Source organism: Planktothrix paucivesiculata PCC 9631 (assembly GCF_900009265.2).
GTDB classification, from domain to species: Bacteria; Cyanobacteriota; Cyanobacteriia; order Cyanobacteriales; family Microcoleaceae; genus Planktothrix; species Planktothrix paucivesiculata.
Genome location: NZ_LR735002.1, coordinates 24,454 through 49,061, shown reverse-complemented (window position 1 = coordinate 49,061; position 24,608 = coordinate 24,454). Strand labels below are relative to the sequence as shown.

Genomic DNA, 24,608 nt, shown 5'->3' with positions numbered 1-24,608 from the left:
TATGACTTTGATCCCTTCAGTCACCATCTAGGATAGCTTTTTGTGCTATACTGAACCAGGTATGAATCCCTAGAGTGTTGCCCCTGTGGCTAAAACTCTAACTAAAGTATCGCTTAAGGATACAAAGTCTGGGTAGGGACAAGGAACAAGGGGGAGAAATTCTCCACGCGGGTTAATAAGCCTCGGGGTCAAGACCTTTATCCCTGTTGTCTGTTCCGTATCTACTTCCCGGTGTTTTTTAAGGTTTGCACTCCGAATCACCATGCTGCGAATTATTACTCAGTGGGTTGAAGCACAAGCTGAATTGCGACGGATCTCTGACCGTACCCATGATGACGCCATGATCCATAAAGAAGCAACCGTGCGGGAAGTCTTGCAAACGGTTCGGCGTCAAGGGGATAAGGCACTTCTGCACTATACGGAAGAATTCGATCAAAAAATATTGACATTAGACGAGTTGCGGGTGAGTGGTTCGGAGTTGGACGCAGCTTACCAGCAAGTATCTAAGGAATTGTTGGATGCGATCCAGTTTGCCCGCCAACAAATTGAAGCCTTTCACCGCCAGCGCACTCCTAAATCCTGGGTGCAGTTTGGAGAGGATGATATTGTCCTGGGGAAACGGTTTACCCCCGTTGACCGGGCGGGTTTATATGTACCTGGGGGTAAAGCTTCATACCCCAGTACGGTTTTAATGAATGCGGTTCCGGCTCAAGTGGCCAAGGTTCCCCGGATTGTGATGGTGACTCCCCCAGGGCCAGATTCTAAGGTGAACCCGGCGGTGTTGGTGGCGGCTCAAGAGGCGGGGGTTCAAGAAATTTATCGTGTGGGCGGAGCGCAAGCGATCGCAGCCTTGGCCTATGGCACGGAAACCATCCCGAAAGTCGATGTAATTACTGGCCCAGGCAATATTTATGTCACCTTGGCGAAAAAATTGGTTTATGGCACGGTGGGAATTGACTCCCTGGCTGGGCCATCGGAAGTTCTGATTATTGCTGATGGGGCGGCGAACCCGGTTCATGTGGCGGCGGATTTATTGGCCCAGGCCGAACATGATAGCCTAGCGGCGGCAATTTTATTAACAACGGATTCGGCCTTGGCTCGGCAGGTGGTGGCCGAGGTAGAAAGGCAGTTGGTGAACCATCCCCGACGCACTTTGACGGAAAAAGCGATCGCCCACTATGGGGTGGTGGTGGTTGTCGATTCCTTAGAAGCCGCAGCCGAGTTGTCTAATGAGTTTGCCCCGGAACACTTGGAATTAGAAGTGGCCGAACCCTGGGACTTACTGGAGAAAATTCGCCATGCGGGGGCAATATTTTTAGGTTGTTCGACCCCGGAAGCGGTTGGGGATTATTTAGCCGGCCCTAACCATACTTTACCGACATCGGGGGCAGCCCGTTATGCGTCGGCCTTGGGGGTGGAAACGTTTATGAAACATTCGAGTTTAATTCAGTATTCGCCCACGGCTTTACAGAAGGTTGCAGGTGCTATTCAGGTGTTAACGCTGGCCGAGGGTCTACCTTCCCATGGGGACTCGGTAAGGTTGAGAACGGAACCCTAGAATCAATTTCAAAGGGTTGCAGGTAACGTCTTACCTTTAGAATGGGATTTGTGAAGATTTCAATTTCGGTGACTTTCCAATTGTTTAGAGGGGACGTTTTTGTGCTGAATACGATTTTGGTTGCTGTGGATGATTCACCAACTGCAAAGTTTGTGATTAAGGCGCTGGGTCAACTGCGATTGCAACCCACAACCAACGTGATCTTCTCTCATATTGTTCCAACGGTGGAATCGGATTTTGATCTGGTGGCGGATCGGCCGCGTCCGGGTGCGGATGAGTTTCCCTATGGTCATCTGGAAAAGCAACTGAGGGCTTATCAGGATCAGTTCGATTGTCAGACTGAAATTGAGATTGTAGCGGGTGATCCGGCGGAGGAAATTATTCGTTTGGCTAATATATATAAGGCAGATTTGATTATTATTGGAAATCGCGGACTCACGGGGGTAAAACGAATTCTGGAAAGGTCGGTGAGTTCCCAGGTGGTATCGGAAGCAAATTGTTCGGTTTTGGTGGTTAAGGAAATTTAAAGTTAGTGGGAAGTTGCGATCGCTGAATGTTTTTTAAGTATCAATTTTATATTATTTATTTGAAATAATTTTAGCTTCAACCTCGTTTCTAGCTTCTAGCTAGAAATGCAATTCAGGAGGCTCTGCCTCCTATAACAGAAGGCGGAGCCTTCCAGTAGGCATTCCCAGGCTAGAGCCTGGTAACGAGAGAAACCCGCCCTGTCTGTCCCCAAATGTAGGGGCGGGTTCGAGTTGATTTTGGTGATGATCATTAACCTAAATAAACCCGTCCCGTCTTGTTAATATTAATCAAGACAAAACCCCATAAGCCTAGTTTTTTCATCTAAAATATCCGTGGGGTGGGCCGGGTTTATTAAGATTTTCTGTGAGATTTGAAAGATTTTGTTGAACCCGCCCCTACAGATTGATTTCTTGTGTTCTGGTTGATTTGATGCTATTTTAATTGTTGATATTTTTGGTAAAAAAACCAGAATAATACCAACAATATGTTATAAATCTACCTGATTAACAACCTCTAAAGAAAGATTTAAAGCCTCTGCAATTTGCTCATTATTCAAGCCAAATAGCCGTAATTTATTAATCGATTCCATATTAACTTTGTTTTTTCTGGTTTTGGTATTAACAGTAGAAGGTTGACTTTTATTTGAGGAAGGAGTTGGATTATCTGGACAAATATTGATATAGTTAATTTCTTTACTGTTTTGAAAAGTAGTATTATTATTACCAAGATTTATGTTTAAATTTATTTGTCTATCGAGTACAGATTTAAGATTATTTTTATCAACAGTTTCACCAAAGAAATTAGATAAAAGTTGTAACAGCTTGTAACCCTCATCCTTAGCATGACCCGCAGTACAACCGTAGGTTTCTGCAATGTCAGTATACCTCTGTCGTTTCAGTGTTCCCTCAATAATTCCCCGTTGCAAATCGTTGAGATGTTTGCCAGTTTTAAAGGAGATAATTTCATCTACAAACTGTAATATATCAGGAATGTCCATCGGTAAAGACCTGAAAAAACCTGCTGTTATTATATCCGTCCTTTTCCGTCTTTTTCCGCCCTTCACTAAAATTTTAGAAATTCCCGTCTTTTTCCGCCCTTTTCCGTCTTTACAGATTTTATCTGAGAACCTTAGTATAGTTTAAGACTTAAAAAATGTATTTTGTCTAATATTTATGCCGTTGCCTCTCGTTCCAATCTTTATCGCTTTTGCCGTTGGCGCGGTGGTAAGCGGATCAGTTGTCTCTAACTGGGAAACTATTGTCTATTCCCTGAAGGGAAAGAAAATTGCCGTTTTAGGTGGAAGGAGAGTCGGAAAAACTACCCTTTTAAAATATATGGAAAAGGGGATTTTGATTGAGCGATATAACCAAACTGTCAATATAGAAGATATACAGAGGACGCACATTAAGCTCGGCGATTTAGATATTCTTCTTAAAAAGACTGATGATGTTCCAGGTGGTACAGATCAATATTATAAGTGGAAACAACTCTTTGAAGAAGCTGATTTAGTTTTATATCTCGTTAGAACAGATATGTTGCTAAAGCATGATTCAGAGACAGAAAAAGGGACTGAGGATGATCTAAAACAGATTCAAATCTGGATTAAAGAACTAGGTGCAACAGAAAGAAAGCAATTCTTTATTGTTGGAAATCATTGGGATTCTGATCCCGTCTATAAAAATCTTACTCCTGATCAGAGGGGTAACTACCAGAGCCAATTTACATCCCTTCCCATTGTAAAAAAAATGATTCAGCTTGCTGGAGGAGCAGCTACAGTCAAAGTTGCTCTGGGAAGTTTGGCAAATGAAAACGATGCAGATTATCTAATTCAGACAATTTTTAAGCAGGTGGAGAAATGACAAATTTATCATTTTTTGCTCAGAATCTTGACAATAAATCTCGTGATATTATTATTCAAAATGGAGAAGAATTATATAATGATGAATCACGGCGAAAGCTTGTGTTTGAAATTTCTGAGGTTCGTGCAAAAAAAATAGAAATTGCATCTCATGGCGCGTCCGTTACTGTTCGTTACAGTGATCCTAAATTTGTCATGGAAGTTATACCTGTTGAGAAAGATGAAAGTAATCGTCTAGCTCCAATTGTTATCTATGGAGAGTTTCCAGAGGAATGCCCGTCAAACTGGGTTAATAATGTATGTAATGAGATTCAAGAAGTTGTCTCTAATCAAATTAAGAGAACATTACAAAACGGTACATTAGAATCAATTGAAAAATGGTTGAATGAGGAATTAGACGCAAAAAAAAAGCAGGTGCAGTTGCAAATAAATCTTATCAGTTTGTCAATAAGTCTTTTCGTTCCTTTAGCAGTAAGCTTGCTGATACAGTTTCAAGGGTGGCAATTAACACCGCTACAAATTGGGGGGTTAATAGGACTGAACAACCTATTGATAATGTCCATGCAAATATTCCTGATCAACCCAAATCAGAGCAAATTAAACCTGAAATAATCCCTGACAAATTTAATAATATCAATCAGAAAAAACAGATGAATATTGATGCAGTTTCCCCTAGAAAACGCAAAGCTATTTTAGTTATTTCTTCTCACGATTTGACTCGACTAGAATATACTTCGGGTGGGAATGATTTACTTTTAAGTGATCAGGTTCATCTTTTAGTTCCTTCCGATGAAGTATCAAGTTCTTTAGAAAAAAAATTGGAAAATAGTGGACTTTTGGAAGAAGGATCTTTATTAATTCAAAATCCTTATGATTCATCGGATTATGTTGTTCTTGAGAAATCGGCTTCAACCTTTGCATTAGCAAAATATCTTCATTTTACGACTTTATGCGGGTTCCTCGGTGCGCGAGAAGTTACGGTAGAACAAATCGAAGTCAAAACTTCAACAGGAAAGCAAGTTTATAAAGGTTCTCTAAATAGTTCTGGTGTTACGGGAAATATTGAAGCACAGAGTAAAACCTTGGAACAAATACGGAATCAACTTAAAATTCGGAGTACATTTCCAGGGGGAAATCCGAATATAGAAGAAGCTGAAGCTCATCTAAATAAATATCAACTGTTAAGCGATCATTCTATGACAAGTTTAATTGCTCAAAGATCAGGTAGTAATCCTCTACAAAGTCGAGAATTAACTTTAAGTCTCAGCGAGGAATTTAAGAAAAATTTTAAAGCAATTGCTGATATTAATGTTCCAGTTTATCTTGATTTACAAGCTCAAATTGAGCAAATTAAAAAAGAAGTCTATGAGTTTAATTTAACCGTTAAAGTTGAATTTTAGTAAGCTGTTGAGCATCTCATCTGAAATTTCTGGTTTTATGTTAATATAGTCTAGGGTAGTGCCTGCGCCGTAATGACCAACCCTAGCCTATTTTGAGATGACACCTTCAGAACGACTATTTTTTATTGCCCTACTTCCTCCTAAACCCATTCAAAACCAAATCACAGAGATTAAACAATATTTTGCCCAAACTTATAATAGTCGCCATGCGTTGAAATCTCCCCCCCATATTACCTTACAACCTCCTTTTAAATGGTTAACTGAAGACTTGCCAACTTTAGAACAACATTTAACTACATTTGCCCTAAATCGTGCTTCTATTCCAATAACTTTATCTGGTTTTAATGCCTTTCCCCCCCGTGTCCTGTTTGTTGATGTGATCAAAACACCTGAATTAATTAATATTCAACAACAGTTAAGCAATAGCTTAGAACAACAGCTTAATATTGTTCATCAAGTTTCTAAAAAATATCCCTTTTCTCCCCATGTCACCGTCGCGTTTAAAGATTTAAGTCGAACTGCTTTTGAAACCGCATGGATAGAATTTGCCCAACGTCCGATTTATTTTGAATTTACTGTCCCTCAATTAACCCTATTAATTCATAACGGACAAACCTGGAACATCAAAACTGAGTTTCCTTTCCTTAATTGTGATTCTCGTCTGTAGTCTATTCTTGGCTATTTGATCAATTTTTCGCCGATTTCTAGGGAATTAGCTTGACAAAATCCCCCAGATAGGAGACAATATTCTTACGCTGACCATGGATATACACTTGACCAAAAAATCAATATTTTAATATCAGGGTGACAAGTGGAGTTGCTTCTCAAGATTAATCAAAAACCTCCTACCCTAAATCAAAACTTTCCTGCAACCAAGTTAAAATTTCCCCATTCACCCGTTCTGGACATTCATCATGGGCGCAATGTCCGGCATTTTCCAACTCCACTAATTTTAATTGAGAGTAATATTGTAAATATTGACGAGGGTTAGCAAATTTAACTGGAATCAAACGATCTTCTAATCCACAAAGTAACAAAATAGGAACCGTTAACTGTGGAAATAGACTTTTAACCGTCGGCCCCAACCGGGGATTGCCCATCATCTTTAAAATTGCACAAAATGCCCGGGCAGCACCACGTTCTAGGGCAGGAGTGACTAAAATTCCCACTAATTCATCGGTAATCGCATCAGGGTTATTATAGGCTAACTTTACCCAACGCCGGACAAAACTCGGACGACGAGCCAAGGCAAAAAATAATCTTAAAACCGGAGGAGAAGCTACAATATTTTGTACAGTTTCCACCACGGGAATTGACCAAGGCGGTAACATTTCTAATTGTAATCCCGGGTCAGGAAGACTAATTAAAACTAATCCTTTAGCTAATTTCGGATCTTGGGACGCTACCATTAAACTCACCAAAGACCCAATTGAATTTCCCACTAAAATTACAGGTTCTCGGATAAAAGTTTTCCAAAAATCATAGACCAAATCTACCCATAACTGAGTATTGTAGGTGGCGATCGCTTTTTCCGAACCGCCAAAACCCAATAAATCCAAAGCATAAACCGTATGGGTTTGACTCAACACAGCCAAATTGTATCGCCAATGTCCAATCGAAGCCCCAAATCCATGTAAAAACAATAGAGGGTAACTGGGACTAGAAGATAGGGACAAACCGGGCCGACTATAGGTATATCGAACCCGCCAACCCCGCCAAATCCAATCCCGTTGACAACCTACCTGGTCTTGCCAGCTTGCAGAACTTAACAAATATCCTCCGATCACAACATAACTTTATATAGATAATCTTAACGTTTCTGGAATTTAGGTTAAATTTGGAACAGAATATCGATGGGAATGAGTACAATAGGAAACTGTAGAACCCTATCACTATCATATTTAATCGCTTGCAAACTTCTTTAATGCCTGTGACCGATAAAAAAATCAATCGCAATTTGCCTCCAATTAACGAAAATATCCGGTTTCCTAAAATCCGGGTCATAGACGCAGATGGCTCTCAATTAGGGATTCTCACCCCTCGAGAAGCCTCGCGCATGGCGGAGGAAAAAGAACTCGACTTGGTATTGGTTAGTGACAAAGCCGACCCCCCGGTGTGTCGGATTATGGACTATGGCAAATACAAGTACGAACAGGAAAAGAAAGTTCGAGAAGCCAAGAAAAAACAACACACCGTTGATGTCAAGGAAGTCAAGATGCGCTACATCATTGACGAACACGATTACAAAGTGCGCGTCAATCAAGCCAAACGCTTCCTGCAATCGGGGGATAAAGTCAAAGCCACCATTATGTTCCGGGGTCGGGAAATTCAACACAGCCACCTCGCCAAAAGCCTGCTGGAACGCATGGCCTCCGAGTTACAAGAACTGGCTGAGGTGCAACAGGAACCCAAACAAGAAGGACGCAGCATGATGATGTTGCTCTCACCCAAAAAGTAGAACTCCGGTGTTGAGGTTTGGACTTCTAGGAGGTTGCCTTTAGATCTCAAGTTCAGCCCAAAAACCCTGATTATAGGTAAGATTAGATCCTCCTTAACCAGGGGGATTTTAACTGGTCGTTTCCATCCTTTCTAACTCAAGACACGCTATAAATCGGTTAAACTCTATGGAGAGATCCGATCATCACAAAAAGGGGTTTGGGCATCGCATGGAAAAACCAGTCAGTGGTTCCGCTATGCTGGGACAAGGGGTGCTGCGGGGACTGAATCTCCGTCAGGAAGAAGTAGAAAGAACCCTACTGATGTTTTTGGTCTACACCTTAGCATCCGTGGGGTTAATTTGGTTAGAACTCAGTACCGTGGGTTTATTCCTCGATGAATACGGCGCTGATAAATTACCTTGGATCTATATCGCTAGTGCCGGGATGGGTTCAGGTTTAGGCTTTGTTTATTCGTCGCTGCAAAAGGTTTTTCCCTTACGTCAGGCAATTGTCATTATCTTTGTGATCATGGCAATACCCCTATTTTTATTTCGTTGGGGACTGGGATTATCCGATATCAAAATATTAGGGTTAAGTCTTCAATTTATTACCCTATTTTTAATGTGGTTATGGGTGGAAGCCTCTTATGTTCTCAACGACTTAAATAATGCGATCACCGCTAACCAACTGTTTAATATTCGAGAAATTAAACGCACCTATCCGATTATTAGTAGTGGATTTCTAGTTGCTGGGGTAATTAGTGGATTTTCCCTGCCCCTGCTATTAAGGGTGGTGGGACTCAATAACGTCACTTTGGTTTCTGGGGTGATGGTACTCCTAGCCGCCGTAATTTTATTTTATCTATCCCAACGTTACGGTCAATCCTTCCCCGACTCCACGCGCTGGACACCGGAAGATGAAGAACAAGAATTTAGTACCCGCAATCTCAAGGGCCCAGTTTTGGGTTATGTGATTCCCCTAGTCTCGTTTTTTGTTCTAGCAGAAGCCCTCTATGTATTAGTCGATTTTCAATTTTTTAGTCAATTAGAATTTCAAAGCGATACAGCCGGAGCCAGTGGGATTGTTAGCTTCCTGGGAATTTTTGAAGGGATTTTGAGTGTGGCTCAGGTCTTAACTCAGTGGTTTGGGTCTAGCCGATTAGTTGAACGCACGGGGGTCTTTGTCACCGCCATTGTTTTGCCCGTTGGGGTGATTATTTTAGGCACGATTTCCTTCATTGGGGGAATCACCGGAATATTTTCTGTTTTTATAGGATTTGTGATCCTGCGATTCCTAGATGAATTATTCCACTACACCTTAATTGAAACCACCGGAGCCGTCCTGTTCCAACCGTTGCCCGATCATGTTCGTAGCGATATTCAATCGATGGTGAATGGCATCTTTGAACCGATGTCCACGGGGGTGACGGGGGTACTGATTTTAATTACCCTCTGGGTCTCGCGGTTGATTTTTCCTGAATCGGCCGAAACCCAGTTACAAAGTCAGCAGGGCTTAATGTTCGTCGGTCTGATCATCCTCATGGCTGTGGTTTGGCTATTGGTGGTTTGGTTAATTCGTGCCCAATATGTCAGTTTATTGGTTCGGAGCGCTGAACGGGGACGGCTGAGTGTCTCGGATATTGATATGCCTCAACTCAAGCGCAATGTGGTAGAAACCCTGAAAAAACCAGGAGAAGAAGCGGATAAACGCTCCTGTATTGAACTCCTGAGTCAACTGGATGCGAAAAACGTCGGTGAAACCCTGGTTCCCCTCCTCGATAGTCTCTCCCCGGGGTTACAGCGTCAGAGCTTGGAAATTATGCTCAATCACCCAAATCCTGCCTATTTGGAGGAAATCCGCTCCTTCACTCAGGGGACTTTACCCCCGGAAGTCCTGGCCCTGGCCCTGCGATACCTGTGGTTAACTGAAAGCAGTCCCGATATTGAACAGTTACGTCCCTATCTCCAACCCCAGGTTGATCCGGTGGTGCGGGGGACGGCCGGAGCTTTAATTTTGCGTCGAGGCGATCGCGAACAAAAAGCCGCCGCCACCAATACCATCCGGCGCATGATTACCAACAGCCAAGAACGGGAACGGGTGATGGGAGTTCGTGCCTTGGGAGAAGCGGACTATTTACAAGGACTGCGGCTCTATCTGAACGATTTATTACAGGATGAATCCCTGCGCGTCCGTTGTGCCCTATTAGATGTGATTGCCTCTACCCATTTAGAGGAATACTATCCTTCTTTAATCAAAGCTCTCTCCTATCGTTCTACCCGGGATATAGCGTTACAGGCTTTGGTGAGATTGGGAAATGAGGCAATTCCTTTGTTAATCCAGCAAGCAAGTGATATTTACAAACCAGATTTGGTGCGGTTACAGGCTTGGACAGCCCTCGGTGAAATCGGCACAGCCGAAGCCCTGGATACCCTGATCGGTGAATTGATGATTTCCTGGGGAACTACCCGGCGCAATATCCTCAGAATTTTGCTTAAAATTCCTCAAGATGCCGGAATTGAAGGAGTATTAGATCGGGTCGGACGCACCGGGGTAGAAATTTTAATTGAACAGGAATTAATGTTCATCGGTCAAATTTATGCGGCTTTGCTGGATTTGTCCCTGGAAACCCCTATCCTGTCGGACTCAGACGATGAAGATTCAGATACCTTTGATCCCTTCGATCCGGTTGTCCCTGATATTCATGCTCCCCAACAGTTATTAAAACGCGCCCTGGAAGGATTAGAAATTGATGCGGTGGATCGTTGCTTTCTGTTAATGAAGTTTTTGTATCCCCATAGTTCTGTTCAAGCTGCATCGTTTAATGTCCAGTCCAATTCTTCTTCTAATGTCGCACGGGGGTTAGAAATTCTTGATAACATTGTTGATATTGCCCATAAACGGGCATTAATTAGCATTCTCGATCAGCACTCTAAATTAGAGAAATTGCAGAATTTATCCGATTTAGTCAGCTATCAACCCCTAAAACCCAGCGATCGCCTACGCCGTTTATTAGAGTTACGCCATTTCCTCTCGGACTGGGCTTTGGCCTGTTGTTTCCATTTAGCCAAAAGCTCCCGATGGAGTTTAACAGCCGAACAAGCCTTGATGTGCTTACGTCATCCCACCGGGTTTGTTCGAGAAGCGGTCTTAGCCTATCTAAAGATTGCATCTGAACGGGCTTTGATAGAATTATTGCCAATGCTACAAAATGATCCCGATCATTTAGTCGCAAACCAAGTTGAGGAGTTAATGCTTCAGCTTGGAGTTAAGTAGCGATCAAAGGTATAGAGTGCGGAACACAGAAGTTAATGATTTTCCCCCTATTCCCTATTCCCTGTTCCCTGTTCCCTGTTCCCTCCTAGAAATGAATTTTTTAGTAAACCTATGTTAACCAGCGTTGAACGCCTTTTATTTGTCAGGGGTGTCCCGATTTTTAAAGAATTGCGAGACGATTTTTTAGTCCGTCTGGCATCGGTGATGGATGAATTATCCTTTCCCAATGAACATAGTATTTTTACCGAAGGTCAAGAGGGGCGAGCGCTTTATATTGTGGTTTCTGGACGGGTGCGGGTTCATATTGGCGATCGCAATTTAGCCGAATTAGGAAAGGGAACCTGTTTTGGTGAAATGTCTCTTTTTGATGCCGAACCTCGCTCCGCCACCGTTAGCACCCTAGAAACCTGCGAATGTTTGATATTAACCCAAATGCAACTCTATGATGCCATTGATGAAACCCCCGGAATTGCGATTAATATTATTCGTTTATTATCTCGGCGAATTCGAGAACTGAATCAAAAATTAAATCCGCCTACCCCTCCCGTAGAAGGAAATAAAGTCGTCGAACTGCGACCATCTGCGGGATAGTCTCTGAATCAGAATTTTTAGGAGAATAACCGTTCATACTCTTGTATGTTTAATCCCGAAAAAAATTGGTTTAAGTTAACAGTTACCATTAAAAACTCTGTTATTCCAGCGATTATGCCCCGTGTGATTCTATGTACAACATTGGGCATTGCAATTTCTCTATTCGATTATCATGATTGGCCGATCGTATCGGAAGTCTTTAATTATTTTATTTTTCCTGATTTGGTTCTGGGTTTATTATTAGTTTTCCGAACAAATACAGCCTATGATCGCTTTTGGGAAGGTCGCAAACTTTGGGGAACTTTAGTCAATACCGTGAGAAATTTTTCTCGTCAAATCTGGTTAATAGTTCCCGAAAAAGATATTAATGATACCCATAATAAAATCGTCACATTAAGACTATTAGTTGCTTTTGCAGTGGCAACTAAACTTCATTTAAGGGGAGAGAAAATTAATCCCGAAATTGAGGCTTTAATTTCTTTAGAACAGTATCTAAAACTGCAAACAATGAACCATCCCCCTCTGGAAATTGCCTTTTGGATTGGAGATTATTTACAGGATCAACATAAACAGCATCACCTTCATATTTATCAATTAACTGCTTTATATAAACTTTTAGATACCATGGTCGATGTTTTAGGAAGTTGTGAACGCATTACTAAAACTCCTCTACCTTTAGCCTATCAAATTCATCTCCAACAAATTTTATTAATTTACTGTTTAATTTTACCTTTAAAAATCGTTAATAATCTAGGATTATTTACCGGGTTAATCGTAGCAATTATGACGTTTACCCTATTGGGAATTGAAGAAATTGCCCGCCAAATTGAAAATCCTTTCGGTTATGACGAAAACGACATCCAACTAGATACAATTTGTCAAGCTATGTTAAAAAATATTCAAGATTTAATTTCTCTCCCCCCCAGTGTTCAGACCTATGAACAAGAAATTAAATCTAAACTTAATGATATAGCAGTCGCCCAGGAAGTTAGGACTCCTACTGATTCTGAAACCTAGACTTGTACTCCTCCTATTCCCTATCCCCTATTCTCCATTACCCATTACCCATTACCCATTACCCATTCCCTCTTCCCTTATTCTTAAATAATTCTAAAAATGAAAGGATAGGAATAAGGTTGATCAGGATTAGAAACAACAGAAACAATCGCCAAAATCGGCATGACCAAACTAAAAACGCCTAAAATTACTAATAAAGGAAACCCAATTAATAAAAAAGTCAGCATTGTAAATACAAACGCATAAATGTATAAATTGATATGAAAGTTTAGGGATTCTCTGGCATTGGCTTTGACAACGGAATCTTGAACTAGAAATAAAATAGCAATAGGAATACCAATGGCGATTAAGGTAGCACTAAAAAAGATTGCACCATGACTCAGTACCGATAGAATCAGTCGTTTATCTCGTTCCATGAGGATCACTCCTTAAAGGGTAATTGATTTATTATATCAACCCCGGATAACATTTGTGTTAGACCTCAAATTCAATTACAGTAAAATAGCAGAACGCACTTTTTTAATTTCTGTCTTTATGAACCGTTTAGAGATTGAAAACCGGACAATTTTACTGGCGTTAACGGGTTCCAGGGGTTATGGACTGGATACACCGACTTCTGATTATGATTATCGCGGGGTATTTATTGCCACCAAACCCTATTATTTAGGATTTAATATCATTGAACAAAAAGATCGGGGTTGGGAGACAGAACCGACAGAAAAGTTCCCATTTTTATCTAAAGATACCTGTTTATATGAATTAAAAAAATTCCTGAAACTTTTGATTGATAATAACCCTAATATTTTAGAATTATTATGGTTTAAAGACTATGTTCATCTGACGGAAGTGGGAGAACGATTGAGACAACATCGCCAGATTTTTTTATCTAAAAAAGTCAAACAAACCTATTCCGGCTATGGCTATGCTCAAATTAAAAAGTTAGAATCCCATCGTCGTTGGTTATTGAACCCACCCACCCAGAAACCCACGGCGGCGGAATTTGGGTTAGTGGAAACACCGCCTTTAACCGTTAGTCAGATGAATGGTTTTTTAGAGTATTTATATGGGTTAGTTCGCGATCGCATTGAGTTTTTAGAACCCACCCAAGAACTCTATAAACTCCTAACGGCGGATATCGATTTTAAAGGGATTTTAAAACAGTATCCTTTACCGGAATCTACTTTGGAGATGACTCAAAAGTTATCTAATTCTTCTAATGATTTTATCCAATTATTGCAAAAAAGTCAACAATATCAACGGGCTTGTCGAGAATATCAACATTATCAAGATTGGAAGAAAAATCGCAATCGCGACCGGGCAGAAATGGAAGCCAAGGTGGGATATGATTGTAAATTTGCCATGCAAGCCATTCGCCTATTAAAAACGGGAATTGAGGTTTTAGAAACCCAATCTTTGATTGTAGACCGTCGAGAAACTGGGGATGCTCAGGAATTATTAGACATCAAAAAAGGCAAATATTCCTATGATCAGGTGATGGAAATTGCCAAAGGTTTGTATGAAAAACTCGACCAAGCGGCGGAAAATTCTACCTTGCCGAAACAAGTGGATGCGGAAGTTGTGAATCAACTTTGCATTGAATTAGTATCTCAGCAAGGATTTTAATAGGGAATTACGAATTACGAATTACGAATTACGAATGAATATTAATTGTGAAACTTTTTAAAAATTCCACATCACCGGACTATCATCTAAATAATCCGTAACAGTCCGTCCAATTTTATCGATTTCTGCGATATCTTCGGGGGAAAGATGAATCTGAGTTGCCAGAGTATTTTGTTGGGCTTGTTCAGCATTTCTAAACCCAATAATTGCGTTGGTTTGGGGTTGAGAAATTAACCAAGCGATCGCTAATTGTCCTAAAGTACAGTGATAACCTTCGGCAATGGGTCTTAATTGGTTTAGGGCATTTTGTACCCGTTGATAATGGTCTTTATCGGCAAACAATTTATTTTTAGACCGATGATCTCCTTCAGCAAATTGATGATTAGGGCCGAATTTTCCGGTTAATAATCCTTGGGCTAAGGGAGAATAGGCTAAAATCGAAATATTCTGTTCAATACAATAGGGCATGGCATCTTTTTCTACCTTTCGCCAAAATAAAGAATAGGGAGGTTGTAGACTTTCAATTTTTCCATATTGGGCAGCTTCTTCTAATTGAGAACGAGAGAAATTAGACACCCCAATGGCTCGAATTTTCCCCTGTGCTTTTAAGTCGTTTAAAGCCCTCATGGTTTCTGCAATGGGCACAATTTCCGAGTTCATGAATCCAGAGGGCCAATGAATTTGATAGAGGTCAATATAATCGGTATTCAGATTTTTTAAAGACCGTTCACAGGCTGCAATCACTTGATCATATTTTAAATGATTAGCAAATACTTTACTCGCATAAACTACTTGCCCTCGAACATCCGATAAAGCTTGGGCGACGATTTGTTCCGAGTGTCCTTCCCCATAAATTTCTGCGGTGTCAACGGTGGTAATACCCGCATCAAAGGCGGCACGAATGGCTTTAATGGTTTCTGCATCTTCAATGCCCACCCACATCCGTTTTCCGGCTTGCCAAGTTCCGATTAAAATAGGAGTAATTAAAATATCAGATTGACCAAGAATCCGTTTTTCCATGTTAAATTCCTCAATTATCGGTTATTATTATATCTAAAATTAGAGGCAATTAAAATATTAAATAAACCTATGGAAACCGTAACAAATTATGCTTTAAAGGAATGGGATATGGCGATTCAAGCCTTGGAGCGGGGTGAAACGATTATGTTATTGAGAAAAGGCGGAATTTCAGAGGGAGGAACTTTTCAAATCAATCAGAATCGAGTCCTACTCTATCCCACCTTTGAACATCAAAATCCCACTTTATTAAAACCAGAGTATGAGAATCTTGTGCAATCTGTTGCATCGGGTTGGCATCCTGAAAGCGTTAAAATTAGCAGTTTTGCTGAAATTACTGATATTTTATCATGGAATAATACTAAAAATGAATCTTTAATTAATTCCTTAATAAAATATCATATTTGGAATCAAGCATTTATTCGCGATCGCCTGCAATATAAACCCCATAAACCGCTTTATATTTTATTATTGAGAACCTATAAACTCTCTCAAATTTATGATATTCCCTATCATCCCAGTTATGGAGGATGTCGCTCTTGGATTGAGTTACAAGAAATGATTTCATTAGAAAATATAGCTCCGGTTTTAACTCAAGAAGACTACGATCAACAAGTATCAACTATCCATCAAATTCTTCAATCCTCGTAGTAAGGCGTTCACGCCTCTATTCTTCTTCAGAAAGCCCTGAAGGATATAAATATAAAAATTCTAAAAATTCTGTTCACTTTTTAAGAAAGCCCTGAAGGGCTTACTACGGGAATTTTGTCCCGCAAGCGGGATTATTTTAATTGAAACTTCCTTATTCTTAAAAGAATAGGTTTGAGTCTGAACGTTTCAGTCCCGCAAGCGGGATTATTTTTATTGAAACAATTAATTCAAACCTATCCACGGGAGAAATAATGGCAGTTTCAGTCCCGCAAGCGGGATTATTTTTATTGAAACTTAGGATCTGTTACTAGATTTAAAGAAGGGCCTCAAATCGTGTTTCAGTCCCGCAAGCGGGATTATTTTTATTGAAACTCCTCTATGTGAATCTTCCTCTAGTTTTATATTATTTCAAGTTTCAGTCCCGCAAGCGGGATTATTTTTATTGAAACTCCTTTTGATGATGGTGTCGGTAGCTACCCATTCAATAAGTTTCAGTCCCGCAAGCGGGATTATTTTTATTGAAACTCTGCCGTTTGAAAGCCTGATAGGGCGGTGATTCTGGAGCCCATTTTCGTGAACCTCAAAAATTGCCTCATTTCAGGCTTCATTATTGATACAGATTATCAATAACTAACCGGACTCAAAAATATAAACTATTGATTTGTCAAGGTTCTAAGGTTTTTCGTGAACCCCCCCAGGTTTTCGCTCCCGCTTAGGTTCACGAAAATCATCATAAACCGAAACAATTTTCTTGTCAAGCGGAATCTTATATGATATGGCGATCGCCCCTTAAAACTAAAGACCAATTCTTGCCGCCCACAATAAAAAACCCTGCCTCCAACGGAAACAAGGTTAAGGGTATCCTATTCAATTCAACTAAATGACAATAGCCTGATCTTGGCGGGGATGTTCCGACCCATAGGTAATTGTTCGTTTTAAAGATCCCGCATCCAAAACATAAATCCGTACCGAATCTTCCGTAGGTTTAACTAACTTTTCAATTTGGTGTTGTAGGTTCACAAACTGAATACTGGTTAAAAAACATTCAAACACACTATATTGACACCATTTGCCATAACCTGATAACAATTTATGTAACCTTGTGCGCCGTTTATTTGCCGCTTTGCTATCGGGTAAATCGTAAATCACCAAATAAAATAACGTGTTTTTCATCGTAACACCAAAGGTTTATAAACCAAGTCTTCCTGTAAATAGCGTCCTAATAATCGAGCTTGTAATTCAATCGCCCGCCGATAGGTACACCGATACTCAAAAACTGGATGTTTAAACTCATCATTCATTTTTCGTTCAAAGGCTTGTAAAAACCGCTTACGGCCCTCATCTTTGAGTCGATAAGCACCCAAACTTTCGGTAAAATCCTCCGGTTGAATTTCCCGTTTATTCAATACCGAAAATACCAAACTATCCGCTACCAAAGGACGAAATTCCTCCATTAAATCCAATACCATCGACGGTTGACCCCGACTGACTTCATGCAAATATCCAATATAAGGATCAAGTCCCACTAAATGCACTGCTGCTGTTACCTGTACCCGCAATAAACCGTAGGCAAAACTTAATAACGCATTCACCGGATCGGTCGGTGGACGACGATTTCGACCCGGAAAAAACCAAGGTTCATTTAAGATCGCTGACCACTCCCGAAAATAATCTTTTGCGGCAATGCCTTCCACTCCTCGGACTTCATCTAAAGTGGCTTTTTTAAACACTAACTTTTTATGATCTTTTAAAGGACTATCGGCAATTTTCTGACGATATAAAACCGTAGCTTGATTTTGAATTTTAGCCGATACAATGGTTTTCACTAATTCCAAGCGGCGTTCCGTATCCTGATATAATTCAAACTGGGCTAACCGTAGGGCTCCATTCCGAGAATATCCGGGTAAAGCACTGCCTAAATATTTGCCAAAACTGGTTAAATAGTGAATAGGCATACCCAATTCTAAAGCATAGGTTAGAGCATCTCCAGTCACTTGAGGATTGCCCATTAATACCACTTGTTCGACGGTTTGGGCGGGAACCGATTGTTTATTCCACTTGCCACTTTCTTCTTGAGTTGCGACGGTAAAGGCTTCATACTTTTTGCCTAAAATTGCTTGAGGTTGGGTGATATAAAGAATAGACATTTTAATTTAAACTCCTTGACGAATTAGTTCTTTTACTTCAAAAGGTAGACAAATTCCGATTAAGCTACAGGCTTGACATTTTTTAGAATTGTTAATCGGTAAAGGCATTTTACCCATCGCGGTTTGATGGGCTAAGGCGATCGCTTCTTGGGTCATTTGTCGCAATTTTGGGGTAAATTCAACCCGTTGACGACGGCGATTTCCATGATAAAAAATTTCACCATAGGGAATTTCTTTCCCCGTACGTTCTTCTAAACATAACGCCGCTGCACACAGTTGAAAATGATCATTGAGATGTTGCGCCATTTTTCCTTTTTTATATTCTAAAGGAATCAGTTGACCCTCCCGTTCTTCCACAGCATCAATAATTCCATTCACTTTCAGATCTTCACTCCAGACCCACTGCTGACGGTGAATAATAGTATCTCCTTCAAAAGTCGTTCCTTCTTCATTGATATTTTCATGGAGATAACGCCCCATAATAATATGTTCGTTATCCTGCATTTCCCCCAATTGATACTCTAAATAAAATCGACGGGGGCAATATTCCCAAGCATTGAGATAAGCTAAAGTTAAATCAGTCATCAGTCATCAGTTAACAGTTATCAGTTTTAGAGTTAACAGTGTAGAGACGTGCCATGGCGCGTCTTTTAGTTAACATTTAACAGTTATTGGTTTTCTGGGATAATTTTGCTTGATTCATTATTGCTAATTCTGGTTTTTTTAGGATAGCAAAAAGAATTTTTCCGACTTCATCAGCTAACTGTTAACTGATAACTGATGACTGATTCTCGTTTGTCCCATTCCCATAGCGGTTTTACGACCGATGGCTGAGAAAAAGGCAAAATGGGCTAAGATATTAGCAATTTTTGCTTCTTGATGGTCAGAAAATCTATATTTAATCCATCCTTTTGCCCCAATTTCTATGTTATTTTCCATTTTTAAAGTATGGGTTTCTAAACTATAGGCAGAAACAAAACCTTGCCACGCGATCGCCTCCATTTTTTGTTCCTCCGGTGCAAAGGCATTCCATCGTTTCATCAGACTCGAAAATACTAATTCCGGTGAGGGAAAAAGTTGCACATATTTTTGTTGCTTAAAACTGGTAGGAGAAAGAAACTCTAAGGTAATATCATCGGAATTTTTTGGCAGTTTTGCTAACATTTGATAATCCCCCGAACCCACCCAAGGATGAGTACCGGGTAAAGAATGAATGCCTTTAATAATAAAGGGAAATTTACCTAAAGTTAGGGGTTCACTTCCCCATTGTTCAATGCCACTTAATAGGGGTTCTATCAGGCTTCCATTTAACAAACCAATGCGAAAATAAAACTCATCTCCAGAGCGAATTCCAGAGGTACGACGATGACCAATTAAACCCGATAAACTTATGGGAGAATCCTGACTATTATGGACATATTCAGAAGCATTTGGATCGCCCATTTGTAACCAATATAAAACTTGAGCATGGATCGCCCGCCCTAAAGTTGGAGGTAAATAACCCCGATTAATAGCGGCTATTTGGACAACGATCGCATATAAATTAAAAGATTTCTCAGACTGCAACGGTATTAGCTCCATAAGCCACTCCTAAAGGTAAATTGATCGGAAAAGATAACTCAGTTAATTGTGACCATTCTGCCATTTCTTGCCCCCGATCCGGTCTTGAGATTTCCAAATATTCGCCGATCAATTGTGCCTGACTTAATAAACTAACCGGAGGCATAACAATCCGATTGTATAAAAGTAAGCGACAAGAGGGTGGTAAATCTACGGGATTTAAGGGATGTTTACAGACATATTCTCCCGATTTTTTTTTAATCCCAGTATCGGGAATTGGTGTCACATCTACTTTAATTTTTGCCGCCCATTTTCCTAACCGTATCCAAGCCGGAAATTTCACCTCTGGCGGTGCAATAATATAAGTCCGATATCGGCTACCTACGGCTAATTCCTTAGCTCGACCGTAGTTAATCGGATAGTTGCGACTTGCCCCGGTAGCCCCAAATTGTTTGGAAATACCATAGTAATTTACTTGAGCCGCTTTAAAGGTATTAATTTGATAGGAACAGTGCAAAGGTTCGGCGGGAAAAACGTAAATTTGGGCTCGATTGAGATGGAGTAAATTTTGTTCGCGATCGCCATCTAAATAAGCAGGTTTTTGAGCATTTTTCCCATGCAGTCGATAGGGTTTAGGAATATAAACCGCTTCAAATAACGCATAACTCAAGGCCCAATTATGCAAATATTTTTCCGTTTCATAAAGAATACCCATTTCCCGACTCGCAAAAAAAACATTATCATGCAAAGTCAAATTACAGTGATAAAGAACCATTTAATTTTCCTCAAAAACTTGATAAAAGTTGTTGCGCTTCAGCGCACCCAAAGGTTTAAAAGAAAACAGGAAATTTCCAGCTTAATTTAATCCCAAGATTGTGTGCTAAAGCACAACAACTGAGTGCTAAAGCACAACAACTAATTAAGAACTAGATTTTCCTTTGTTTTTGCCTTTTTCCTTAGTAGTTAAAGCACCATAGGTTTCGGCATAACTTTTCGTCTGTTGATAGAGAGTGGTCAAAGTTTCCCGCAAGCGGGTTTCATCCTGATAAATTGCACTCACTTCTGTTAATAACTCATCCAATTGAGGACGCAAAATTACCTGACTTTTCCGCACGGGTTCCTTTTTAATTAAATGATCAGCCACTTCCGTTGCTTTAGTCAAAATATCACTAATCGGAGCATTAATATCTGGCTTTAACTGATCATAAATTGCCTGGGTAAAATGCAGATTACTAAAGATTTCCCCATCACAAAAAGCAATTCCAAGAATATGATTTGTCATCTTACCTGTGCGGGATTCCTGTGCGCCATAGCGCCGAGTTCGCAACAGATTACCCAAAACATAAATAAACCCTTCAAATGTCGGATCACGCAAAGTTTCAACAGTTGGAAATACGATTTCAGGAAGAATGTGTTCCTGTTCGTTAATAGATGTACGAGTTTTCTTGTCTTCACTCCGCTTTGGATCGTCATAATCGAGTATCATTGTTCCTGCTTCGCCTAACGCATTGAAAGAGAAACTCTTGCGGGAATCTTGATAAGGAGTTAGAGAAAATGCAGAATCAGAATATACTTTAGAGCGTTCTGAACCGCTATCACCAACAGCAAAACCATAAATTACACAATCTGGACACTTGCCACAAAACTGTTCTCCACCATAACGACAGAAATTATCAGCCTTTTTGTCTTCCCCATCTATCAAATTAATAGAGCGTAAGAGTTCGCGTCCGATTAGTCGTTCAGGGCTGACTTGTTTGCGCTTAAACATGACTATTCGAGCGATGAAATCTGATGTATTTAAACCTGCTTGGGTTCGAGTTGTATTTAGTATCCCGTCAGTTTGGAATACTGGGAACGATTGGCTGTGGCGCAGCATTAAGAAGTGGATATATTTGCTAGAAGCAAACGGAGGAATATTGACATGAAATTGAGGTTTAAGTGTTTCGAGAATTGCCATGGTGATCATCTCCTTTAAAGTGTTAGTTTTGGACTTGAGATTGTTGTTGTTTGTCTTGTAATGCCAACCAACGGTAAGCAAATTCTGCCCCCGCTTTGATGCGGTTCCGGTTTTCTTGAAGCAGGGCGCGATCGCCTTTATATTGCTTCAAAAAAACCTCCTCCACAAAGGTTGTCATAAACCCATGAATTGCTTCAAGTTCCTGTTGTTGACGCAGGGCATAATCCACGGATTTATCTTTAATTAAGGGGCGTTTATAGACTTCTTGACGATCCAAAGCATCGCGCAATTGTCCAGCACCTTGAAAGATTAAATCTTGGGGGTCAAGATCATTTGGACTCGATAAAATCACCTCCAAAGCTTTAGTAATAGGTAACAAAATCGAATGACTCGAATCTTTAATATCGACTTGATAGAACTTGCGATATTTTTCGACTAAATCTTTGGTAAATTCCATGGTTTTCTCCATAACATCATCTCCTTTTGACCAAATTTGAGCAAACTCCCAATAGCGATCAATTTCATTGCTATAGGGTTCTCGTTTGTCACGACGAAATCCCTCATTCGCGATCGCAAAAATATTCAACACATTCGTGGCTAAATCCCTCACCGTGCCATTAAACGCTTGCCAACGGGCATCGGGTTTAGCACTCCGATTATCTAAGTGAATGCTATAGGCAATTAACAAGCGTTCTAGGGCTGTTTCTAAGCCATCTAAACGAATAGATGAATCTAAACCGAGTAGATTCCAAAACCCAGCAATTCCGTCTAATTTCACGGTTTCCAGAAACTCTTGATCACTGGTATAAAGAGGATCGGGACTGGTGGTAGCTACGACTTTTACACCTAAAAGTCTGGGCAAAGCTAGGGATAAAAACGCAGGTTCTACCCAAGCATCCGTTACGGTTTTTCCCATGGTTGTTGTGTAATTAATTGCCATAAATGGCAAGTCTTGAACGGAATATTGATGCTTTGCAAACCGTCCTGCTTCTGGTTCATCTTGGTCTTGCCAAGCTAAGGTTTGTAAGCCGTCAATTTGCAAATTAGCATCAATCCAATGTTTACGAACCTCCCAAAGATTCATTCTTTTTAAAGTATTAGTTAATAGTTTCACCGCTTTAGCGGTTTGGGGTGAGTAAACGTAGGCGGGGAAAATATACAGAAAAACCGGTTGTTTATCTTCTAGTTTTCCCGCCGGGGCAGACCAATAAGCCTGCCGTAATAACATTTCTAAAGCCCATATTTTTGAGATTCCTCGTTTAATTTTACCTCCTCCTAGGGCATTTTTATTACTATATTGTTGGGGTTTAAACAACACTACGGAATCCAGTTGATCCTCGGCGGAAAATTCCCCAGAACTTAACGAACAAATCGGTTGATTTGTAACTTTTGCCTCGGTATAAGCCGTTAGTTCATTAGGGAATTTATGAGGAAATGCTGTTAACCCCCAAACCTCTAAATACTGTTCTAAATAATCGCTAAAGGCTTCACGAGTTGGGCTACTATTTTGTTTAAGTAAACCTTTTTCTTCTGCCCAAGTTGCTAGGCGATCGGCAAAAACAGTTAAAAATTCGGTTACTTGTTCTAAATTTAGGGTTAAATGATCAGCCATATAATGAGCAGCAACTCGATACCAACCATAATTAACCCCCCCGGATTGAATTGCTGTTTCTTCTGGGGAAATTTGGGTTTCTAAATTTAGCAGGGTTAGAACTTGGGGGGCGTATTCCCCAGAGGTTTCAAAAAATTGATTTTGAGTAAAAATCAAAAATTCCGCAATTCGATCCGCCCGCAAATCCGCCGCTTTTAATAGTCTTTCTTTTTCAACTTGGGAAATGTCTAACTTTTCAATGCGCTTAGGAGTTGCGTGACTTTTATCATTAGCAACTTTAACTTCTACAACATGGGGAAGTTGTCGAATTAGGTCTGCGGGACTGAATAATTCCAGAGTTTGGGGGGCAACTTTTAAGCCTTTCCCATCTCGGACAAACCCAATATCACCCTTACTAAAATATTCAGCTAGACCTTGAATATTTTTATCTTGATCCCCTTGGATAATATTCTGCCAAATAGCATTTTCAATAGCTCTAAAATCGGGAATTTTGGGTATTTTAGGGGCTAAATAAACTGTACCATGGGCAAAATATAATAGGGGTTCCCAGCCCATTTTTTCGACAAAACTAACCACCGCATTATGAATACGATTAGTCAGCAAACCCCGACAGTCCCGCAGGCGATGGTAAACCAATTTTTTCTCGATTTCTAACCAGTCTAAATGATCTTGTAGGCGATCGCCTCCCGTTTGGATTGCCACATCCGTCGGATCATTAAAATGCACTGCAATATCACCAAAAGCTAACAGGTGACGCAGGGGTAAATCTAAGCGGCGATCATCCTCAATTTGTACCTGAAAATCATCAATTTCCCAATTAGAAATGACCGTATTACTTCCCACATTAAATTGGGTATTTTGGGCTAAATAGGCAATGTCTAGTAAATACTCACGCCACGGATGCCAAAACCCATCAAAATTAAGTTTTTCTCCCCAGGTTTCGCAGACTTGCAAAATTTGCCGAATTTCATGGGCTTTTGGGGATGTGGATGCTTCGGTTTGACCTTGAATGGCTTTATTATAATCATGCAAGGTGATTCCTAAACACAATAGCCTTTTTTCTTCCTCGGAAAGTTGTAAATCATCGGGTAAATATTGACTCAAATTCCAAGCCGTTAATAAGGCATTCAGAACATGAACCTGTAAACCTTGATCGGCTTTATTTGACCACCGTTGAGCTTTTTCTTCGGCATGGCGATCGCCTTGTTTTTCTAATTTGTTTAAATGACTTTTATAGGAACCCCCTAAAGCCGTAATAACTGAAAATTCCCGTTCCATTGCCGGGAGAATAGTCTCAATATAAGAACGCAAAATCGGATCAGTATCTTCGGGTAAGGTTTGAATCAGTAATGTTTGCAGAAGGGTGAGTTTTTCCATG

General features: G+C 40.3%; 23 protein-coding genes and 1 CRISPR repeat array. Of the genes, 12 read left to right on the top strand and 11 right to left on the bottom strand.

Annotated features, from left to right (window positions below):
- Positions 1-262: 262 nt before the first annotated feature.
- Positions 263-1,558, top strand: coding sequence for a histidinol dehydrogenase (hisD, locus tag PL9631_RS05390; RefSeq protein ID WP_083617820.1), 1,296 nt, complete (start codon positions 263-265; stop codon positions 1,556-1,558).
- A gap of 101 nt (positions 1,559-1,659) precedes the next feature.
- Entirely contained in the window at positions 1,660-2,085 is a 426-nt protein-coding gene (locus tag PL9631_RS05385; RefSeq protein WP_083618058.1) for a universal stress protein, read from the top strand.
- A 488-nt stretch (positions 2,086-2,573) separates the two neighbouring features.
- On the opposite strand, the gene PL9631_RS05380 is transcribed toward PL9631_RS05385, so the two are convergent.
- The gene (locus PL9631_RS05380) at positions 2,574-3,083 is read right to left on the bottom strand and encodes a hypothetical protein (RefSeq protein WP_083617818.1); all 510 of its coding nucleotides are present in this window, start codon (positions 3,081-3,083) and stop codon (positions 2,574-2,576) included.
- Between the two features lie 175 nt (positions 3,084-3,258).
- On the opposite strand from PL9631_RS05380, the gene PL9631_RS05375 reads away from it, so the two are divergent.
- The 4 genes from PL9631_RS05375 (at position 3,259) to PL9631_RS05360 (ending at position 6,011) form a co-directional block, all read left to right on the top strand.
- Positions 3,259-3,945, top strand: a complete 687-nt coding sequence (locus PL9631_RS05375; RefSeq protein ID WP_083617815.1) for a P-loop NTPase family protein — start codon at positions 3,259-3,261, stop codon at positions 3,943-3,945.
- The gene (locus tag PL9631_RS05370) at positions 3,942-4,556 is read left to right on the top strand and encodes a hypothetical protein (protein ID WP_083617813.1); all 615 of its coding nucleotides are present in this window, start codon (positions 3,942-3,944) and stop codon (positions 4,554-4,556) included. The genes PL9631_RS05375 and PL9631_RS05370 overlap by 4 nt, the downstream gene beginning before the upstream one ends.
- A 38-nt stretch (positions 4,557-4,594) precedes the next feature.
- The gene (locus tag PL9631_RS05365) at positions 4,595-5,344 is read left to right on the top strand and encodes a hypothetical protein (protein ID WP_083617811.1); all 750 of its coding nucleotides are present in this window, start codon (positions 4,595-4,597) and stop codon (positions 5,342-5,344) included.
- A 97-nt stretch (positions 5,345-5,441) separates the two neighbouring features.
- Positions 5,442-6,011, top strand: a complete 570-nt coding sequence (locus PL9631_RS05360; RefSeq protein WP_083617810.1) for a 2'-5' RNA ligase family protein — start codon at positions 5,442-5,444, stop codon at positions 6,009-6,011.
- A gap of 178 nt (positions 6,012-6,189) precedes the next feature.
- Here the strand turns inward: PL9631_RS05360 and PL9631_RS05355 are convergent, their stop codons facing one another.
- The gene (locus PL9631_RS05355; protein ID WP_083617808.1) at positions 6,190-7,116 is read right to left on the bottom strand and encodes an alpha/beta fold hydrolase; all 927 of its coding nucleotides are present in this window, start codon (positions 7,114-7,116) and stop codon (positions 6,190-6,192) included.
- 152 nt (positions 7,117-7,268) lie between these two features.
- Between PL9631_RS05355 and infC the strand changes: the two genes are divergently transcribed.
- The 4 genes from infC to PL9631_RS05335 all read left to right on the top strand — a co-directional run bounded on the left by infC (position 7,269) and on the right by PL9631_RS05335 (position 12,663).
- Positions 7,269-7,802: a translation initiation factor IF-3 gene (gene infC, locus PL9631_RS05350; protein WP_026785810.1), complete on the top strand. Its 534-nt coding sequence runs from the start codon at positions 7,269-7,271 to the stop codon at positions 7,800-7,802.
- Positions 7,803-8,010: 208 nt separating this feature from the next.
- Positions 8,011-11,055 carry a HEAT repeat domain-containing protein gene (locus tag PL9631_RS05345; protein WP_083617806.1) on the top strand — a complete coding sequence of 1,015 codons (3,045 nt, stop codon included), beginning with the start codon at positions 8,011-8,013 and terminating at the stop codon, positions 11,053-11,055.
- A gap of 111 nt (positions 11,056-11,166) precedes the next feature.
- A complete protein-coding gene (locus PL9631_RS05340) occupies positions 11,167-11,646 on the top strand; it encodes a Crp/Fnr family transcriptional regulator (protein WP_083617804.1) in 480 nt (159 codons plus the stop codon).
- 45 nt (positions 11,647-11,691) lie between these two features.
- Positions 11,692-12,663: a bestrophin family protein gene (locus PL9631_RS05335; protein ID WP_083617801.1), complete on the top strand. Its 972-nt coding sequence runs from the start codon at positions 11,692-11,694 to the stop codon at positions 12,661-12,663.
- 83 nt (positions 12,664-12,746) lie between these two features.
- Here the strand turns inward: PL9631_RS05335 and PL9631_RS05330 are convergent, their stop codons facing one another.
- On the bottom strand, positions 12,747-13,079 hold the full coding sequence (locus PL9631_RS05330) for a DUF4870 domain-containing protein (RefSeq protein WP_083617798.1): 333 nt from the start codon (positions 13,077-13,079) through the stop codon (positions 12,747-12,749).
- A 55-nt stretch (positions 13,080-13,134) separates the two neighbouring features.
- Here PL9631_RS05330 and PL9631_RS05325 point away from each other — a divergent pair, with 55 nt between their 5' ends.
- Positions 13,135-14,286, top strand: a complete 1,152-nt coding sequence (locus PL9631_RS05325) for a nucleotidyltransferase domain-containing protein (protein WP_231516648.1) — start codon at positions 13,135-13,137, stop codon at positions 14,284-14,286.
- Between the two features lie 57 nt (positions 14,287-14,343).
- Here PL9631_RS05325 and PL9631_RS05320 read toward each other — a convergent pair whose 3' ends face one another.
- Complete coding sequence (locus tag PL9631_RS05320; RefSeq protein ID WP_083617796.1) at positions 14,344-15,306, bottom strand: aldo/keto reductase; 963 nt, start codon at positions 15,304-15,306, stop codon at positions 14,344-14,346.
- A 69-nt stretch (positions 15,307-15,375) separates the two neighbouring features.
- Here PL9631_RS05320 and PL9631_RS05315 point away from each other — a divergent pair, with 69 nt between their 5' ends.
- The gene (locus PL9631_RS05315) at positions 15,376-15,954 is read left to right on the top strand and encodes a DUF1802 family protein (protein WP_083618054.1); all 579 of its coding nucleotides are present in this window, start codon (positions 15,376-15,378) and stop codon (positions 15,952-15,954) included.
- 110 nt (positions 15,955-16,064) lie between these two features.
- Positions 16,065-16,479: a CRISPR direct-repeat array (repeat unit 37 nt; unit sequence GTTTCAGTCCCGCAAGCGGGATTATTTTTATTGAAAC).
- 351 nt (positions 16,480-16,830) lie between these two features.
- On the opposite strand, the gene cas2 is transcribed toward PL9631_RS05315, so the two are convergent.
- The 7 genes from cas2 to cas10d all read right to left on the bottom strand — a co-directional run bounded on the left by cas2 (position 16,831) and on the right by cas10d (position 24,607).
- Positions 16,831-17,127: a CRISPR-associated endonuclease Cas2 gene (cas2, locus tag PL9631_RS05310; protein ID WP_083617795.1), complete on the bottom strand. Its 297-nt coding sequence runs from the start codon at positions 17,125-17,127 to the stop codon at positions 16,831-16,833.
- Positions 17,124-18,101, bottom strand: a complete 978-nt coding sequence (cas1d, locus tag PL9631_RS05305) for a type I-D CRISPR-associated endonuclease Cas1d (RefSeq protein ID WP_083617794.1) — start codon at positions 18,099-18,101, stop codon at positions 17,124-17,126. Before cas1d ends, cas2 begins: the two co-directional genes overlap by 4 nt.
- Positions 18,102-18,107: 6 nt before the next feature.
- The gene (gene cas4, locus PL9631_RS05300) at positions 18,108-18,686 is read right to left on the bottom strand and encodes a CRISPR-associated protein Cas4 (RefSeq protein WP_083617792.1); all 579 of its coding nucleotides are present in this window, start codon (positions 18,684-18,686) and stop codon (positions 18,108-18,110) included.
- Positions 18,687-18,860: 174 nt separating this feature from the next.
- Complete coding sequence (gene cas6, locus PL9631_RS05295) at positions 18,861-19,682, bottom strand: CRISPR-associated endoribonuclease Cas6 (RefSeq protein ID WP_083617790.1); 822 nt, start codon at positions 19,680-19,682, stop codon at positions 18,861-18,863.
- The gene (gene cas5d / locus PL9631_RS05290; protein WP_083617788.1) at positions 19,657-20,436 is read right to left on the bottom strand and encodes a type I-D CRISPR-associated protein Cas5/Csc1; all 780 of its coding nucleotides are present in this window, start codon (positions 20,434-20,436) and stop codon (positions 19,657-19,659) included. The genes cas6 and cas5d overlap by 26 nt, the downstream gene beginning before the upstream one ends.
- Positions 20,437-20,580: 144 nt before the next feature.
- On the bottom strand, positions 20,581-21,618 hold the full coding sequence (gene cas7d / locus PL9631_RS05285; RefSeq protein WP_083617786.1) for a type I-D CRISPR-associated protein Cas7/Csc2: 1,038 nt from the start codon (positions 21,616-21,618) through the stop codon (positions 20,581-20,583).
- Between the two features lie 22 nt (positions 21,619-21,640).
- The gene (cas10d, locus tag PL9631_RS05280; RefSeq protein ID WP_083617784.1) at positions 21,641-24,607 is read right to left on the bottom strand and encodes a type I-D CRISPR-associated protein Cas10d/Csc3; all 2,967 of its coding nucleotides are present in this window, start codon (positions 24,605-24,607) and stop codon (positions 21,641-21,643) included.
- Position 24,608 lies beyond the last annotated feature (1 nt).

Coding starts and splice junctions, on each gene's coding strand:
- PL9631_RS05360 (WP_083617810.1), top strand. CDS start 5,442: ATGACACCTTCAGAACGACTATTTTTTATTGCCCTACTTCCTCCTAAA.
- cas4 (WP_083617792.1), bottom strand. CDS start 18,686: ATGACTGATTTAACTTTAGCTTATCTCAATGCTTGGGAATATTGCCCC.
- PL9631_RS05365 (WP_083617811.1), top strand. CDS start 4,595: ATGAATATTGATGCAGTTTCCCCTAGAAAACGCAAAGCTATTTTAGTT.
- PL9631_RS05345 (WP_083617806.1), top strand. CDS start 8,011: ATGGAAAAACCAGTCAGTGGTTCCGCTATGCTGGGACAAGGGGTGCTG.
- PL9631_RS05370 (WP_083617813.1), top strand. CDS start 3,942: ATGACAAATTTATCATTTTTTGCTCAGAATCTTGACAATAAATCTCGT.
- cas7d (WP_083617786.1), bottom strand. CDS start 21,618: ATGGCAATTCTCGAAACACTTAAACCTCAATTTCATGTCAATATTCCT.
- PL9631_RS05380 (WP_083617818.1), bottom strand. CDS start 3,083: ATGGACATTCCTGATATATTACAGTTTGTAGATGAAATTATCTCCTTT.
- hisD (WP_083617820.1), top strand. CDS start 263: ATGCTGCGAATTATTACTCAGTGGGTTGAAGCACAAGCTGAATTGCGA.
- cas2 (WP_083617795.1), bottom strand. CDS start 17,127: ATGAAAAACACGTTATTTTATTTGGTGATTTACGATTTACCCGATAGC.
- PL9631_RS05340 (WP_083617804.1), top strand. CDS start 11,167: ATGTTAACCAGCGTTGAACGCCTTTTATTTGTCAGGGGTGTCCCGATT.
- PL9631_RS05375 (WP_083617815.1), top strand. CDS start 3,259: ATGCCGTTGCCTCTCGTTCCAATCTTTATCGCTTTTGCCGTTGGCGCG.
- PL9631_RS05330 (WP_083617798.1), bottom strand. CDS start 13,079: ATGGAACGAGATAAACGACTGATTCTATCGGTACTGAGTCATGGTGCA.
- cas6 (WP_083617790.1), bottom strand. CDS start 19,682: ATGGAGCTAATACCGTTGCAGTCTGAGAAATCTTTTAATTTATATGCG.
- infC (WP_026785810.1), top strand. CDS start 7,269: ATGCCTGTGACCGATAAAAAAATCAATCGCAATTTGCCTCCAATTAAC.
- cas5d (WP_083617788.1), bottom strand. CDS start 20,436: ATGGTTCTTTATCACTGTAATTTGACTTTGCATGATAATGTTTTTTTT.
- cas10d (WP_083617784.1), bottom strand. CDS start 24,607: ATGGAAAAACTCACCCTTCTGCAAACATTACTGATTCAAACCTTACCC.
- cas1d (WP_083617794.1), bottom strand. CDS start 18,101: ATGTCTATTCTTTATATCACCCAACCTCAAGCAATTTTAGGCAAAAAG.
- PL9631_RS05315 (WP_083618054.1), top strand. CDS start 15,376: ATGGAAACCGTAACAAATTATGCTTTAAAGGAATGGGATATGGCGATT.
- PL9631_RS05335 (WP_083617801.1), top strand. CDS start 11,692: ATGTTTAATCCCGAAAAAAATTGGTTTAAGTTAACAGTTACCATTAAA.
- PL9631_RS05320 (WP_083617796.1), bottom strand. CDS start 15,306: ATGGAAAAACGGATTCTTGGTCAATCTGATATTTTAATTACTCCTATT.